Source organism: Pseudomonas solani, assembly GCF_026072635.1.
Lineage (GTDB): Bacteria > Pseudomonadota > Gammaproteobacteria > Pseudomonadales > Pseudomonadaceae > Metapseudomonas > Metapseudomonas solani.
Window position 1 is genome coordinate 5,025,453 of record NZ_AP023081.1, and the last position, 15,649, is coordinate 5,041,101.

A 15,649-nucleotide genomic window follows, 5' to 3' on the forward strand; every position below is an offset into this window, starting at 1 on the left:
GCCGAGCACCCTAGGAAGTGAGCGCGGGCAGGGCGACGTCATTGGGTTGCGAATCAGGCGCCTTGCGTGCCGTACCCAGAATCATCTCCGCCGCCTTCTCCGCGATCATCATCGCCGGGGCGTTGGTGTTGCCGGTGATCAGGGTGGGCATGATCGAGGCGTCCACCACGCGCAGGCCGTCGATGCCGTGCACGCGCAGCTGGTCGTCGACCACGGCCAGCGGGTCGTGGCCCATCTTGCAGGTGCCGACGGGGTGGAACACGGTGCCGAGGTTGTGGCGTATCCATTGCTCGATCTGCGCCTGGCTGTCGATGGCTTTGCCGGGCACCAGCTCGCCGCGCAGGTGCTGGCGGAAGGCGGCGGTGCCGGCCAGGCGGCGTACCAGGCGCACGCCTTCCACCAGTTTGCGCAGGTCTTCGGGGTGGCTGAGGAAGTTGGCGGCCAGGTGCGGCTTGTCGCGCGGGTCCGGCGAGTTCAGGCGTACTTCGCCGCGGCTCTGCGGGTGCATCACCGCCACGTGCAGGCTGATGCCGTGGCCGAAGGGCACCGGCCGTTGCGGCTGGTTCTTCAGTGCCGGGGCGACGATCAGGCCCAGCTCCGGAGTCGGCGCGGCCGGGTCGAGCCGCAGGAAGCCGCCGGCTTCCACGGTGTTGGAGGTGAGCGGGCCGCGCCGGCCGGCCAGGTACTGCCAGGGCGAGCGCAGCAGCGGCCAGAGTCCGCGCGGGGAGAGGCCGTAGCCCAGGGCAGCGTCGCTGCGGTACATGAGCACCACGTCCTGGTGGTCCTGCAGGTTTTGGCCCACGCCGGGCAGCTCGTGGCGCAGGGCGATGCCGTGGCGCGCCAGCTCCACCGCCGGGCCGATGCCGGAGAGCATCAACAGCTGCGGCGAGTTGATGCTGCCGGCGCTGAGGATCACCTCGCGCTCGGCGAACAGCTGCAGCAATTCCTCGCCCTGGCTCACTTCCACGCCCACCGCGCGGTCGCCCTGCAGCAGCACGCGGTGGGTGAGGGCGCCGCTGAGCACCTGCAGGTTGGGACGCGTCAGCACCGGGTGGAGAAAGGCCCGCGCGGCGCTGCAGCGTTCGCCGTTGATCTGGGTGACGTGGAAGGGGCCGATGCCTTCCTGATCACTGCCGTTGAAGTCGGCGTTGTAGCGCCAGCCGAGTTCTTCGCCGGCCTGGTAGAACACCGCATTCACCGCACTGGGGCTGCGCAGCTCGGCGACGTTGAGTTCACCGCCCTGGCCGTGCCAGGGCGAGGGACCGGGCTCGAAGTGCTCCGAGCGGCGGAAGTAGGGCAGCACCTCGTCGTAGCTCCAGCCGCGGTTGCCCTGGGCGGCCCACTGGTCGTAGTCGTGGCGGTGGCCACGGATGTAGATCATCCCGTTGATGGCGCTGGAGCCGCCCCACACGCGGCCGCGCGGGCAGGGCACTTCCACCTCGCCGCTACCGGTGGCGTGGCTGAAGCGGTGCATCCAGTTCCATTTCGGGTTGGCGATGAGGCGGATGATGCCCGCCGGCGTGCGGATGTAGCTACCGGGGAACAGGCTGCGGTCGCTGGGGCCGGCCTCGATCAGGCAGACCGAGAGGCCCGGGTCGGCGGAGAGCCGGTTGGCCAGCACGCAGCCGGCCGAGCCGGCACCATTGATGATGTAGTCGAAGCGACGGGGTGAGGTCATGGCGGATTCCTTGCGGTTCACAGGCCCAGCAGCGAGCCGACGTCCAGGGTCAGCTGCAGGGCGACGACGAAGCCGTCGCCACTGATCTCGGTGGCGCCGGGGTTGTAGTAGTTGTCCGGGTTGAAGAGGTACTGGACGCTGGGTTCCAGGGCGAGGTGGCGGGTGAGGGCGAAGTGGCCGTTGCCTTCCAGTGCGTAGACATCCCGCGAGCCCTGGCTCGGGTCGCCGCCGGCGGCGATGCGGCTCTGGCGCTGGAACTCCAGCTGGTGCGGGTTGAGGCGCAGGTAGCTGGCCTTGAGGTTGAGTTTGTCGCCGGGGCGCTCGAAGGGCGCGAGCCAACTGATGCCGGCCTCGGCGAAGTGGCGGAAGGGCTGCTTGTCGTCGGCGGCGGCCGACAGCGAGCCGAACAGCTGCGCCGCCTGGGGTGCATCACCCTGGCCACCGTCGGCGCGCCACACCGTTTGCTGGAACTTGAAGAAGGCGCCGCTGCTGCCGTGCTCGCTGGCGCCGGTGAGCGGGTCGGTCTGTTTTGAGGTGTTGTGGTAGCCGTTGAGCTCGTAGTGGGAGCTGTAGGGGTTGCGCTCGGCGCCTTCGCGGCGGCCGATGCCGTAGAGCAGGCTGGTACCGCTGGCGTCGGTGGTGCTGAAGTCCAGCCCGTGGCGCTTCTTCAGGTAGTCCACGGGGTTGGATTCGAAGGCCCCGGCGTGCAGGTAGAGGTCCGGCGTCAGGCGGTACTTCAGGTAGCCGCCCCAGGCGCCGTAGGGCGGCGGCAGCACGCCGGTGGAGGCGTCGATCACCGGGTCGTTGCAGGTGACCTGGCTCTCGCAGTTGTAGATGAAGAAATAGCGGCGCGCGTTGGTGCGGCCCAGGTGGGTTTCCAGGTTGCCGTCGAGCCACTGCTGCTCCCAGGTCAGCAGGCTCAGCTGGCTGGCGCCGATGTCGTTGTGGATCGGCGCGCCGCCGAAGTAGCTGCCGACGGCGCCCTGCCAGGCACCCGAGGTGGGCTGGCCGGTGTTGCGGTCGAGGATGAACTGGGTCTGCTCGATGTGCAGGGCGGCGCCGTCCAGGCCGGCCATTTTGCCCAGGTCCAGATCGGCGCCGAGGAACAGGTCGCCGCTGTTGCCGAAACTGTGCGGGCGCGGGCCGGTGTCGAGGTTCTTCACGGCCAGGCTGAGGAATACCGCGTGGGTCTTGATGCCGTGTTCGGCGAGCTGGCTGCCCAGCTCCGCCAGCGGGCCGGGGGCCTCGTCGGCGAGGCCGGGCAGGGGCAGCAGGGGCAGGCTCAGGAGCAAGGCGTTGCGGGCCAGGGTGCGGTTCATGGTTGGGCGGTCCTTTCTTGTTGTTGTTAAGGCGCGGTTGTTTTGGGCAGCAGGGCCCCGCCCAGGCGCGGGCTCCGGGGTGGGCGTTTTCGGGTTGGGTCAGGGCTTCAGGTGCAGAGGTAGCCGCCATCCACGGCGAGCACGGCGCCGGTGATGAAGCTGGCCGCCGGGCTGCAGAGGAAGGCCACGGCGGCGGCCACCTCGGCCGGTTCGCCCCAGCGCTCCAGCGGCGTGCGCTGCATGATCCGCCGGGTGGCTTGCGCATCCGCCTTGAGGCCGGCGCCCAGGGGCGTGTCGATCCAGCCGGGGGCGATGGCGTTGACGCGGATGCCGAGGGCCGCGTACTCGATGGCCAGCGACTTGCTCAGCTGCACGATGGCGCCCTTGCTGGCGCTGTAGGCGGGGCGGTCGGCCGAACCGAAGGTGCTGAACATCGAGGCGATGTTGACGATGCTGCCGCCCTGGCGGGCCAGTAGCTCGCGGGCGCACTGGCTGGCGCGCATCGCAGCGACGAGGTTGATCAGCAGCACGCGCTCGAAGCAGGCCGGCTGGTATTCCTCGCGGTCGCGGCTGATGCCGGCGCAGTTGACCAGCACATCCAGCCGGGGCAGGGCCTGGATGGCCGCCTCCAGCGCGGCGGCGTCGCTTACGTCCAGCTCCTGCGGGCGCACCAGCGGGTGGCGCGGGGTGAGCGCGCCATCGGCGTTAAGCCCGAGGGCCAGCACCGAGGCGCCCAGCTCGGCGAACTGCAGGGCGATGGCGGCGCCGATGCCGGAGGTGGCGCCGGTGACCAGCACCTGGCGATCACGGAACAGCCCGGGGTTGAAGGTCGATGCGTGCATGTTCAGGCCTCCGCCAGTTCGGGGTTGGGATTGACCAGCACCTTGATCTGCGCCTTGTCGGCCAGCAGGGCTTCGAAGCCATCGCTGACGGCGCGCTCCAGCGGCACGCAGCGGGTCACCGCGCGGCCCAGGTCGAGGCGGCCGCTGTCGAGCAGGGCGATCAGCTCTGGGTAGACGTCGCGGTAACCGACGCTGCTGGTGATGCGCAGCTCGTTATTGACCAGGTGGAAGGCGTCGAAGCGCGCCTCGCCCATCAGGCCCACCAGCACCGCCTCGCCGCCCTTGCGCAGGCCGTGCAGGGCCGCGTCCAGTGTCGCCTGGGTGCCGGCGGCCTCGAAGGCGCAATCCACGCCACCGTTGGCCTGCAGCTGCTGCGCCACGTCCACCTGGCGGGCGTCGAGCACGCGCTCGGCGCCGAACTCCAGGGCCCGCGCCAGGCGCTCGGGGGCCACGTCCACCGCGACTATGTGCTCGACGCCGCGCAGCCGGGCGAGGGCGATCAGCAGCAGGCCGATGGGCCCGAGGCCGAACACCGCGCAGCGGTCGCCGGGCTGCAGGCTGCTCTGGCGCAGGGCGTGTAGGGCCACGGCGGCCGGCTCCAGCACGGCGGCCTGGCGCAGGCTTACGCTGGCCGGCAGGCGGTGCAGCATGTAGGCCGGCACCCGGGCGCGCTCGGCGAAACCGCCATCGCCCATCAGGCCGATAAAGCCCATGGAACTGCACAGGTTGTACTGGCCCACGCGGCAGTAGTGGCAATCACCGCAGCGGTAGATGGGCTCCACCGCCACCCGGTCACCCACCGCGAAGCCCTGCACCCCGGCGCCCAGCGCGGTGACCACGCCACTGAACTCGTGGCCCAGGGTCAGCGGTGCGCGGCAGCCGGACAGCGGGTGGGGCTGCTGTTGGGGGATGGAGTGCGGGCCGTCCTGGTACTCGTGCAGGTCGCTGCCGCAGATGCCGCAATAGGCCACCTTGAGTTCCACCTCGCCGGGGCCGGGCGGGGGGATGTCGAGGGCGTCCAGGCGCAGGTCCCGGGCGCCATGCCAGCGCAATGCGTTCATCAGGGGTGTCCTTGCAGGTTGGCGGTGTCGGCGAGGGGGCGGCCGGCCTTGCGGGCCAGCACCGTGGGCGCGGTTTCCTTGAGGAACAGCGAGAGCAGGGCGGCCAGCAGGGCACCGCCGCAGCTCATCCACATGACGATGGAGAGGCCGTAGCGGTCGGCCGCGAAGCCGGCGATGGTCGGGGCGATGAAGCCGCCCACCAGCTCGCCGATGCCCATGATCAGCCCCAGGGCGGTGGCGATGACGCCGCGCGGCACCGTCTCCGCCGGGATGGTGGCCATGAACAGGGTGAAGCAGCCCAGGCCCGTGTAGGTCAGCAGCATCAGCGCGCCGAGGCTGAAGGGCGTGGGTGCATAGAGCAGGGCCAGCGGGCAGCAGGCGGCCACCAGGGAGAACAGCACCAGGGTCGGGCGCCGGCCGATGCGGTCGGAGATCGCCGCCACGGCGAAGCCCCAGAACACCCAGGCCACGCCCAGGCAGCTCATGATCCCGCCCATGCTCGCCGGGCTGTAGCCGCGCTGGCTGACCAGGAAGGTGGGGGTGAAGGAAATCAGCACGATGAACCAGGTGAGGAACACGCAGCTGATCAGCGTGCACAGCAGGATATTGCGGCTCTTCAGCAGGGCCAGGCGGCCGCCGAGGCCGACGCCGTTGCCGGCCGTGCTGGCGTCGGGCTTGCGTGCCCTGTCGTCGGGGCGCACGTAGCGCCAGATCAGCCAGGCGATCAGCAGCCCCGGCAGCAGCGAGATGACGAAGGCGTGGCGCCAGCCGAAGGCCTCGGCCAGGCCGATCAGCACCGGTGGGCCGATCACCGCACCGAGCAGGCCGGCGGCCGAGCCCTGCAGCAGCCCCATGTTGAGGCCGCGCCGATGGGGCGATGAAGCCTCCACCATCAGCGATTGCGACAGCGGCAGGATCGGCCCTTCGGCCAGTCCCATCACGCCCCGGAACAGCAGCAGGCTGAGGAAACCGCCCACCAGCCCGGACAGCGCCGAGCACAGCGAGAAGAGGATCACCGCCGCGATCAGCAGCGGCTTGCGCACGCCGTTGCGGTCGGACCAGAGGCCCACCAGGGCCCCGGACACCGCCCAGGCCAGGGCCAGCACCGACGACAACATGCCCAGGTGGCGGTTGCCGAGCTGCAGCTCCTCGGCCATGAAGGGAAACAGGAAGGACAGTGCCAGGCGGTCGAAGAATACGAAGCCAAAGGTGAGGAAGAGCACGCCGAGCAGTACGTTTTCATACCGGGCGTTGGAAGTCGTGGGCGCCATGTCGTTCTCCTCCGGGGCGCCGTGCGGGCGCCCCGGGCAAGGGGTCAGCGGAACAGGGAGTCGATGTAGGCGGCGCCGAGGCCGATCTTCTCGTAGTGCTCGCGGCACATGGCGATGTAGGAGTGCACGTCGAAGTAGCCCTCCGGCTCACCGCGCTCGTCGAGCCAGATCAGCGGGCCCTTGACGATGAAGAAGGCGCGCATGGGCTCCTCGTGCTCATAGGCCACCAGGGTGTGGCCCTCGCCGGGCGTCTCGTAGACGAAGTCGCCGGCGGTGGCGGTCCAGTCGTGCTCCAGGTAGCCCCACTTGCCGGAGAGGGTGTAGGCGAACACTTCGTGGGGGTGGTAGTGGCGGTTCACCAGGCCGGCGCTACGGGCCATGAGGATGTCGCACCAGCGGTTCTCGCTCGGCGAGATCCACAGCGGGCGCGAGGACACCGTCTCGGTGAAGGGCACGTACAGGCTCAGGTCGTCGCTCGCCGCGTTGGGCAGATAAACCTCGGGCTTGGCGTCGGGCTTGAAGCAGTTGGGGATGGCTTGCAGGTCTTTCCAGAATTCGTTGCGGGCAGGCTCGGCCATGTTCCAGTCTCGTTGTTGTAATGGACTGGGGCCGACTCTAGAGGGCGCGGCGGCAGCGGGTTTGATCGCCTCGGCCCTGTTGTTTGCGCTTTTCGGACAGGGCCCGGGCAGCGGGCGGGGGGCGATTGACGGCGGGCAGCGTTCAGATGTTAATGATCGGGCGTCGCCCACACCCACAGAGGATGCGCGACGCCCGGTCCCCGGGAGCTGCCGATGTTTGGCCCGGGGGTTCGATCCGCGGCGACCCACGAGAACAATAAGAATGACCACACCCGCCTTGCTCGAGACCCGGCGAGCCAGTACCTGCGACATCCCGGTCGACCAGCGCCTGAGGTTCTGGGAGCAGTACAACGCCTCCATCCTCGTCGGCCTCAAATGCTCCTCCTACGCCGACGGCGGCCTCGCCGCCTCGCAATCCAACCTCGAACTGGGCGCCATGAGCCTGGCCCTGGTGCGCGGCAACCAGCACGTGGTGGAGCGGGACTGCTCGATGATCCGCTCGGTGCCGAAGGAATCGGTGTTCGTCTCCCTGGTGCAGGAAAGCCGCTCGTTCTTCTACCAGGGCGAAGGCTGCACCCTGCTGGAGCCGGGGGAGATGATCATCTACCGCACCGACAAGCCCTACCTGTTCGGCTTTTCCGGCGCCATGCGCCAGTTCATCTTCGACATCCCCCAGGACCTGTTCGGCGAACGCTGCCTCGGCCGCCTCGACGGCCCACTCAAAGTGGGCGCGGAAACCCGCCTGCAACGCCTGCTCACCCGCACCCTCTGCGAGCGCACCCAGGGCTTCTTCCAACGCCCCACCAACCGCGAGGCTGAGCACTTCGAAGACGACGCCCTGGAGCTGCTCTCCAGCATCATCGCCGGCAGCACCGGCGAACACCGCGTCAGCGCCCAGGGCGCCTCCTATCTACTGGCCGCCAAACGCCTGATCGCCGAACAGCTGGGCGACCCGGCCCTCAGCTGCGAGCGCGTCGCCCAGGGCATCGGCATTTCCGTGCGCCACCTCACCCGCCTGTTCGCCCAGGAAGGCGGCTCACCCAGCCGCTACATCGCCGAACGCCGCCTCGAACTCGCCCACCGCCTGCTCAGCAGCCCGCAGGCCAATGGCCTGGATATCAGCGAGGTGGCTTACAGGCACGGCTATTCGAGCCAGGCGCATTTCGCGCGGAGCTTCAAGGCGAGGTATGGGAGGACGCCGAGTGAGGTGAGGGGGGAGGTGGGGCAGGTTGGATAGACGGCCCATCGATCTATCACAGGTTGAATCATGCGCCCAATTCATTTTTTGGCGTAATTTATGCGCGCTTGTATTTTTCCAAACGCGCATAACAAAACACGAGTAACTTAAATCTAGAGAAAATATATAGATGTATTCATGTAACTAGCCCCGTATCGACGCGGTGATGGAGAATTTCTCTGTCGAGCCATCTGTGCGGTTGACCCAAAAGCATCGGGTGCCAAAGTCGGCGCTCCGAACACTGAAATCGGCAATGCCACAACCGATTTTCTTGGCAGAGTCCGGATGATTCTCGAGTGCTGCTCTTAAAAATACGGCATCTTCGGAATTGACTCGATCTCCTAAGTCATAACGTCCGAGCATCTCTTTGAGGAATTCGATAGCATCTCCCCGCTTTGCAAAATTTCGGGGCCCGAGAGTGATAGGTTTCGCTGGCATAGGTAGCCTCTCCATTCTAAGGTTTTATTGCTTCTCTATTTCATCTGGTAGTGCAAGGCACTCGCGCACTTCGCGAATGATAATTGCCGGAATATCCATTGCGTAGAGTTGGTTTGCGCGTTCATGAACCCAAGCTGTGCACTCTTCTCTGCTAAGGTCATCGCGAGCAATTTTTTCGTACAAAGTTACAGCGCTCATACGGGAAAGGCCAAGCTCCATTAGCGAAAGAAGTGTTGTCGAGGAAATTCCAAATTCAAGCTGGGTCCCGATATCCAGGCCATCATCGATAAGGTCTTCGCGGCCAATTTCACGAAGGTGTAAATATAATACATCCATGTAGGCCGAGAGATACTTGGGGGCCCTAAATCTAGCGATCTGTTCCACAAGCTCCATGGTGCTGCGAATTAATTCTGGTAATTTAAAAGCTCTCCCCACGCCTTGATGCCACTCGATGCTGTCGCGGATGATTCTGGCTAATGAATAACCCTTTAGCCACTTGATGATAATGAGTGCATACAATCTAATGCGGGTGTCTGGGGTAAAGGCGAGAAATAAGTGTTCGTTAACTCTGCCCATTATTGTTATGAATCGATCGTAGCTGTCGTTACTTGCGACTTCTGCTAAGAGTAGGTTCTCCACATCTCCGGGGTAGGCTCGAAAAGCTTCGAGGAGTTTCTGAAGGCCAACCGCGCTTACCCCTGGATGTCGAGATGCTAGGTCGACGCTGATTTCAATCTGTTCGGCTAATAATCCCAGGGCGTGGTCGAGTTTTTCAATCGAAGCAGCGTCATGACGTTTTGCGAGATTAGCTGCTGAAATAGTACCGAGCCGCATAAAAGTTGTGAGCAAATACGCCCCGACCTGCTCAAATTTATCTTTGTCCTCAATGCTGGAGAGCTCAGGAAGTCCGCGATTTAGGAGGTAATTCGCCATGTTATCGCCAAGCTCAATAACCGCATCGCTTTCGCGCTTGATGGGATAACGTGCTCGACTAGGCACTCCGGTAGGCCAAGCTTGCTTATCTTCTGGGTCGATGCAAATGATATTCCCTTGAAACTCATCACCCCACCTTCCTGCGCGGCCAGCTAAGTTCCAGAAGTCATGTGGCTCCATCGGATGGCCTTTTCCCTTGCGAGGTCCGCGTACCACAATCGTCCGACAGGATAAATTTACCCCCTCAATCAGAGTGGATGTGCAAACTAGGAAGCGGATCTTACCTGACCGGAACAGCCGCTCTATTTCCAAGCGGAGCAGTGACGGCATATTTCCGTAATGGAATGCTACGCCACACTCTACAAGTGGTGCCAGTCGGAAGTCGTGGTGCACCCCCTTGCGGGCAAGCTCAGCAAGTTGTGAGAGTTCTATATCGATACACTCAGGCTTAGTCATAAGCTGGCTGATTAAGTCGGCTACTTCCTCGGCTTCTCCAGCTCCATTTGCATACACGAGCGTTCCGCCTCTAACGCCAACAGCTGCTGCGATGAATGCTAGACGCTTCTTTAATCCGGCTGGTGTACTCGCTAGTTGAAGAGTTCCAATGGGGATTTCTGAATCTTGCTGCCGAAGAGTAAGCGCCCAAAGCTTCGATTTTCGCGGTACTTGTGTTGCGACCATTAGATTTTGAAGAACTGTTGAAGAGTTGCTGTCGACGGTGGTGGTTTTTACACCCATTGGTGCGTCCGTTAGTAACTCTCCTGGGTTCTGGGTCGCCGGGCTGATAAAAACAGCTTTCAGTTTTGGGTTGGCACGGGTGGCTCGCTCTATTGCATCCTGTAGAATAACGCCACGCTGGTTGTCACCTATCTTATGTGCTTCGTCCACAATAAGCAGATCAACCAAAAATGCGTCGCTCAGCACGTTAGCGAGAAGATGCATCCGCTCTTGTGTATAGACGAGAATTACTCGTGGGCCACCCTCTCGTGCGGCTATATATTTATCTTTGAGGGGAAGAGATGAGACCTCGATAAGCTCAGTGCTACCGAGGAGTTCCTTGAGATTGGTTTCAATTTCGGAGACCAGCGCACGGGTTGGTGCGAGATAGACAACCACCCTGCTTTCACCAGCTAACACTTGATCGATCAGCCACTGAAGGACAAGAAACGTCTTGCCAGAGGCGGTCGGTGCTGATGCCGAGAGCCAGCTATTTCCAGTTGCATTTGTCCAGAAGCGCTGCTGAAAATCGTTTACTTGAAGCCAAGTACCGCTTGATTGCACAAGAACTGAATGATCTATCTCACGACGGTGAGCTTCAAGACGCAATGCAATACCAAGCCGCGCATTGAGATCGGTCTTCACCAGTTCGCGACTGGTGGCTAACGCAATTGCTCTAAAGTTGGAAAGCTTACCCATCAGGACAGCGCCAGCGTCTTTGAACACTTGATTGTCTGTTAAGGCAATTGCGGCGGTTGCGACTCGAAGCGCAGCTTCTTGATCGACTCTTTGATCTGATTTCGCGAGAATGCTTCCAGCGAGCAATAATCTGGGCCAGTCAATACTAGATGAGTGTTGATCTGATGCTTCTGGTGCCAGATTGTCGAGCTCCTTACGTACAGTGAGTCGAGTGATCGTCTCAAGGTCATATCGAACCCCCTCTTGAAGCAACCACGATTGTAAGTCAGCTAGGCTCATTGATCCTTGATTCCCATGGCTTTGAGAAATGCCGCGCGAAAGCCTTCAGCCGAAGGCAAGGGAATGCAGAACAGCTCAATTTCTATCTGATTGAGTTTTTCCTTTTTTAGTCGTTTGCCAACATGTTTAGTCCAGTCAATAAGTGCTGTACGGGATGCTTCGACGATATCCTCAGCCACCGCCTTCGCTTCGCCTTTTGGGTAGAAAGGGGCGTCGAAGCCTACAAGAGCCACGCCGCAATATTGAACCCGTTTAGACATAACCGATGACTTATCGAAGTACCTTTTGAGTGCATCAGTGAGTGCTGGATTGTTGAGGTCGGCTTTGTCGCTAAGGAGTATTAGGTCGCGTTCTCTCCCAGCGTCCTCGTGCTCTGGTTCGATTAGAAAGGGGGAGAGAGATTTGAGGCAGTCGCGAATCGCATCGCTTGAGCCTGAGTAGACTTTTGACTCACCCCAGTAGAGCTTTAAAGTGCCGCTATCTGTCACTCCTGCATACACTCCATCCGCGCCATGGTAGTGCATGCGTGTGTCTGTCTTGAGATCCATCTTGCAAAGAATTTGGGGCAGTTTCAGGAAACGCTCTGCAAGTAAGAACAGCAGCATTTCTCCGCCCTCGCCTGTGTTCGCTAAATCAGTAAACGAGCGCTTTGCCTGCTCGATGAGGTCGGCGACTGCTTCGGTACTATTGAACCTATTGTCACGCGCTTTTGCGTCTGCGAGCTTCGAGCGCGGGATCGCATAATCAACGACCGCATTTCGCATGAACTCTGCAAGTCTGTGCGGTTGAACACGGCCATTTCCATCAACTGACAGGCAGTGGCAGTGAACCTTAACTAGATGTCCGTCAATGTGAACGTCACGCTCTACGAGCGTCAGGTGAACCTCAAGTGCTTCTGGGTTCCCTGTCAGAGCTGATTCGAGATCGGCAGGGGTCATGATCTATAAGTGGCCTCCATTCCATATCGCTCACGCCAACTACGTCGAGATGGCACAACGAGATCACAATGTAACCGGCTTCCACTGTAGTGGATAGGCCAAGCCTTCCAAGACGCTCAAACGTCTAATTCTGGCTGTTAGCTGCCCTTGCCCTCCCGCCCCCTCATCCCTATCCTGCACCCGCCACGGTAAGTCCCGTGGCCGGGTTTGACAGCCTGAACACTGGCGCGAATGCGCCCTGAGGTGCATGCGAAAAACGGCGAATGTTTTTTGCAGGCATCAGCACGCATGCAGTTTTCATAACTGCTCTGTTTTATGGCAGATCGCGCGGGGAGGCCCTCGTGGTCTGCCGGCTCCAGTGTCCGGTCTGTCAACCCCGCGTGGTCTGCCACCATTCGAATGACAGCGATCAGGTGGTGGTTTGGTCCATCTCACTGGAGCTTCGCCATGCACGACGCATTCACCCCTCTCGTTCTCTACCGCTCAGCCCCGCACTCCATCCTTCCCACCCACGGGGAGGTTTCGGCATGAGCGATATCACTCACGAACAACGCCGCCTGCAGCAACTGGTCCAGGGCCTGGATGCACGCCTGCATACCACCCTGGTGATCGCCGAGGTGATTCTGGAAAACGTGTCTTTGCACGATGGTGTGCCGGGGCCGTTTCTCGATGGGTACCGGGAGGGTGCGTTGATGGATGCGGTGATCCACCTGTCGCGCAGTAACTATGAGGACTACCTGCGGCTGGTGGAGATGGTCGGATTGCCCTTGGGGCGCCAGGTGCCCTGACAGTGGCTGGACAGGGTGGTGGCGATATCTTCGCAACTAAAAACGCCGCACTTCCATGCGGCGTTTCCCTTTCCAAGGCCTAGAAAAACCGTTTCCAACTCGGCCCATCCCCCAGCCGTGGATCATCGTGCGCGGCCATGAAGCGCGGCAGGTCCTGCCGGGCGATCCAGGTTTCGCTTTGCCAGTGCAGCGCGGCGATGCGCTGGTTGGCCCAGGTCATGAGGATGCGTCGCGGGCTGGCCTGCGGGTCGCGGTGGTAGTCGTGGAGGGTGGGGATCACTTCGTCGCTGAGCCATTGGCTGAGGGCGCAATGCTCGGGGTGGCCGAAGCGGTAGAGGGCGCGGTAGAGGCCGGCTTCGCTGATCAGTTCCACTTCTTCGCAAAGGCCTGTGCTGTAGCGCAGGTAGGCGAAGCGGAACTGGTGCGGGTAGAGGCGCTTGGTCAGCCGATACGGCCGGGCGGCGGCGATCATCAATGCGAAGTCGAGGGCGACGAACCAGGGGCGGTTGTCGATCATGACCGCGCGCAGTTGATGGCAGTGGCGTTGGAAGGTGATGGGGGTAAGTGCGTCATGCATGGCGAAGTTCCAATTAAGGTCCATTTGCTTACCGTCAGTTAGGCCAGCCGAGCCGTTACGGCTTTGCGGGTGTAGCTGAAGGCAACTCGCCTACTAAATCGGGCTGTCAATCCCGGCCACGGGATTGACCGTGACCGGCGCAGGATAGGGACGGGCGAGCCCGAGGGCAAGGGGAGGAGGGGGCCGGCAGGGCGACAGGCTGCCGTCTTGCTCGGGAGAACGTGGCGGGCCTTGGGACGGAAAGCGTTACGTCAGGGCGGGCCCATGGTCTGCCACTGACCGGGTGAGGCGGTTGCTTGAACAACCGCCTCGGGTGCACTGAGCGGCGTGGCCGCTTTCGATCAGGTGCACGCCATGTTTGCCACGGCCTCTGTCCGTGGCCTCGTCAACCTGGGCGGCGTGCTTCGAAGCTGATGATGTGGTCGTTCTGGCAAGGGGAGCGGCCATGCTGGTAGCCACCTGAGGCCACTACATCCACAAAACCTGCTTCGCGTAGCGCGAATGCCAGTTCGTCGACGCCCCACCAACGCAGGTGGAACAGATCCAGTTCGGCGGACTGCAAGGTGCCATCTTGCCAATGCTGGTAGTGCAGATGAGAGAGCGTGGTTTGCTTGCGGTAATCCACTTCGGCTCGATGGCTGGTCAGTGTGAGCAGGCTGTTGCCATCCACTGTCCAGCTCCGTGCGGCGTGTGCCTCCCCGATGATGCTCTCGATGGGGTCGATGTCCATGATCAACTTCCCGCCGGGCTGCAGGTGATTCCAGAACCGCTTGAGCACGGTCATCGCGGAGGCGGTTTCGGTAATCAGCTGGAATGAGCCGGCGGGCATGATGATGGCCGCAAATGGCTGGTCGTAGCTGAACTGCTCGAACGTCTGCTGTGTGAGGGGAGCGGGCAGCCCCCGCTCGCGGCATTCCTGCCGGCAGTATTCGAGCATCTCGTGGGAGGCATCGAAGCCCTCGATGGCCAGGCCCCTCTCCAGCAGCGGTATGAAGATCCGTCCATTACCCACTGCAGGTTCCAGTACCGGGCCATCAACGTCCGCCAGACGCTGCTGGTAGTACTCCAGATCTCCAAATGAATGGCCGATGGGTTTATCCAGGTGATAAATCCACGAGGCGAGTCTTCCGTATCGGTTTTGCATATCACTCTCCATGGCAAGCGGGGGATGCTACCGCAACTCTGTGGCCCTGCCTTCATAGGGGCGTAGCCCTTACTTCGCCTTTGCCAGGTTGGCCATATGGCGATGAGGTTGGCGCTCAGGCGAGCCGCCCCCTTCGGGCGCCGCTGAACTCGGCGGCGCCGTTGCGGTTCCAACCTTCACGGGCTTGCGAACCCCGGGTGCCGTGGCGCCCGGGCTGGCGCCGTGGTTGCCCGACTTCCTTCATATGAGGTTCGAACCATGCGCCCACTTGCTGCCTTGCCCATCCGTCCGTTCGCTTTCCTGCTTGGCCTGTTGCTCGCCACCGCTGCTTCCGCTGGCGAGGAGGCCATGCTGGTCGATGCCATCAATGCCTACCGCGCCCAGCCGCAGAACTGCGGCAACCAGCCCACCGCTGTACTCACGCCCCTGACCCATGACCCGCGCCTGGTGCTGCCGACCGAGAGCGGCGAGGCCTGGCGCGCGGCGCTGGGGCAATCCGGTTACCGCATCGGGGATGTGCGCACCATCCGCCTTTCCGGCCCGGCCAATGCGCAGGCGGCGTTCGCGGCGATGCAGGGGTATTGCGATGTGCTGCTGAATCCGCAGTTCGTCGATGTGGGCGTGAGCCAGGCGGGGCCGGTGTGGCGGGTGACCTTCGCCCGGCCGTTGCACAGCGCGGTCTTGACCGGCGGGCCGTCACCCATTTCGGCGCTGCTGGAGCAGGTGAACGCGGCGCGGGCGCAGCCACGCCTCTGCGGGGGCGAGCCCTTCGCCTCGGCACCGCCGCTGACCTGGAACCAGGCCCTGGCTGCGGCGGCGACCTCTCACAGCCAGTCGATGGCGCTCAACGGCTTCTTCGCCCACCAGGGCACCGACGGCAGCGCGCCGGCGGACCGGGCGCGCAGTGCTGGCTATACGGGCACGCGGGTGGCGGAAAGCATCGCCGCCGGCATGGGCTCGGCGGCCAGCGCGGTGCAGGGCTGGCTGGCCAGCCCGGAGGAATGCTCGCGGTTGATGAGCCCGCTGTTCACCGACCTGGGCGGCGCCCAGTCGCCTGCGGCGAAGGCGGGTGGGGTCTACTGGACGCTGCTGCTGGGCGCTCCGTAAAACCTGCCTGGGTTGCCATCGCGGCGTTGCCAGCGGTTTTCGC

14 protein-coding genes are annotated in these 15,649 nt (G+C 63.0%); 3 read left to right on the plus strand and 11 right to left on the minus strand.

The features are described from left to right. Positions 1–10 precede the first annotated feature (10 nt). The 6 genes from PSm6_RS22990 to PSm6_RS23015 all read right to left on the minus strand — a co-directional run bounded on the left by PSm6_RS22990 (position 11) and on the right by PSm6_RS23015 (position 6,749). Positions 11–1,678 (minus strand): GMC family oxidoreductase, encoded by a 1,668-nt coding sequence (locus PSm6_RS22990; RefSeq protein ID WP_265168359.1) that lies wholly within the window; start codon positions 1,676–1,678, stop codon positions 11–13. A gap of 17 nt (positions 1,679–1,695) precedes the next feature. After that, positions 1,696–2,997, minus strand: a complete 1,302-nt coding sequence (locus PSm6_RS22995) for a carbohydrate porin (RefSeq protein WP_265168360.1) — start codon at positions 2,995–2,997, stop codon at positions 1,696–1,698. 107 nt (positions 2,998–3,104) lie between these two features. Continuing rightward, entirely contained in the window at positions 3,105–3,839 is a 735-nt protein-coding gene (locus tag PSm6_RS23000) for an SDR family NAD(P)-dependent oxidoreductase (protein WP_265168361.1), read from the minus strand. A 2-nt stretch (positions 3,840–3,841) separates the two neighbouring features. Then, on the minus strand, positions 3,842–4,900 hold the full coding sequence (locus PSm6_RS23005; protein WP_265168362.1) for a 2,3-butanediol dehydrogenase: 1,059 nt from the start codon (positions 4,898–4,900) through the stop codon (positions 3,842–3,844). Next, positions 4,900–6,171 (minus strand): MFS transporter, encoded by a 1,272-nt coding sequence (locus PSm6_RS23010; RefSeq protein WP_265168363.1) that lies wholly within the window; start codon positions 6,169–6,171, stop codon positions 4,900–4,902. Before PSm6_RS23010 ends, PSm6_RS23005 begins: the two co-directional genes overlap by 1 nt. A gap of 44 nt (positions 6,172–6,215) precedes the next feature. Further along, positions 6,216–6,749 (minus strand): 2,4'-dihydroxyacetophenone dioxygenase family protein, encoded by a 534-nt coding sequence (locus PSm6_RS23015; RefSeq protein WP_021221744.1) that lies wholly within the window; start codon positions 6,747–6,749, stop codon positions 6,216–6,218. 262 nt (positions 6,750–7,011) lie between these two features. Here PSm6_RS23015 and PSm6_RS23020 point away from each other — a divergent pair, with 262 nt between their 5' ends. Beyond that, positions 7,012–7,986: a helix-turn-helix domain-containing protein gene (locus tag PSm6_RS23020; protein ID WP_265168364.1), complete on the plus strand. Its 975-nt coding sequence runs from the start codon at positions 7,012–7,014 to the stop codon at positions 7,984–7,986. Between the two features lie 144 nt (positions 7,987–8,130). Here the strand turns inward: PSm6_RS23020 and PSm6_RS23025 are convergent, their stop codons facing one another. The 3 genes from PSm6_RS23025 to PSm6_RS23035 are packed head-to-tail and all read right to left on the minus strand — an operon-like array spanning position 8,131 to position 11,990. Next, positions 8,131–8,439, minus strand: coding sequence for a DCL family protein (locus PSm6_RS23025; RefSeq protein ID WP_307735017.1), 309 nt, complete (start codon positions 8,437–8,439; stop codon positions 8,131–8,133). 9 nt (positions 8,440–8,448) lie between these two features. Then, positions 8,449–11,052: a DEAD/DEAH box helicase gene (locus PSm6_RS23030; RefSeq protein ID WP_265168365.1), complete on the minus strand. Its 2,604-nt coding sequence runs from the start codon at positions 11,050–11,052 to the stop codon at positions 8,449–8,451. Then, on the minus strand, positions 11,049–11,990 hold the full coding sequence (locus tag PSm6_RS23035; RefSeq protein ID WP_265168366.1) for a HamA C-terminal domain-containing protein: 942 nt from the start codon (positions 11,988–11,990) through the stop codon (positions 11,049–11,051). The genes PSm6_RS23030 and PSm6_RS23035 overlap by 4 nt, the downstream gene beginning before the upstream one ends. A gap of 527 nt (positions 11,991–12,517) precedes the next feature. Here PSm6_RS23035 and PSm6_RS23040 point away from each other — a divergent pair. Then, positions 12,518–12,778, plus strand: a complete 261-nt coding sequence (locus tag PSm6_RS23040; protein WP_021221747.1) for a hypothetical protein — start codon at positions 12,518–12,520, stop codon at positions 12,776–12,778. A 79-nt stretch (positions 12,779–12,857) separates the two neighbouring features. Here PSm6_RS23040 and PSm6_RS23045 read toward each other — a convergent pair whose 3' ends face one another. Together PSm6_RS23045 and PSm6_RS23050 are read right to left on the minus strand one after the other, a co-directional pair. Then, positions 12,858–13,355 (minus strand): BRO-N domain-containing protein, encoded by a 498-nt coding sequence (locus PSm6_RS23045; RefSeq protein WP_236233463.1) that lies wholly within the window; start codon positions 13,353–13,355, stop codon positions 12,858–12,860. Between the two features lie 385 nt (positions 13,356–13,740). Then, complete coding sequence (locus tag PSm6_RS23050) at positions 13,741–14,499, minus strand: class I SAM-dependent methyltransferase (protein WP_021221749.1); 759 nt, start codon at positions 14,497–14,499, stop codon at positions 13,741–13,743. A 258-nt stretch (positions 14,500–14,757) separates the two neighbouring features. Here PSm6_RS23050 and PSm6_RS23055 point away from each other — a divergent pair, with 258 nt between their 5' ends. After that, the gene (locus tag PSm6_RS23055; protein WP_021221750.1) at positions 14,758–15,606 is read left to right on the plus strand and encodes a CAP domain-containing protein; all 849 of its coding nucleotides are present in this window, start codon (positions 14,758–14,760) and stop codon (positions 15,604–15,606) included. Positions 15,607–15,649 lie beyond the last annotated feature (43 nt).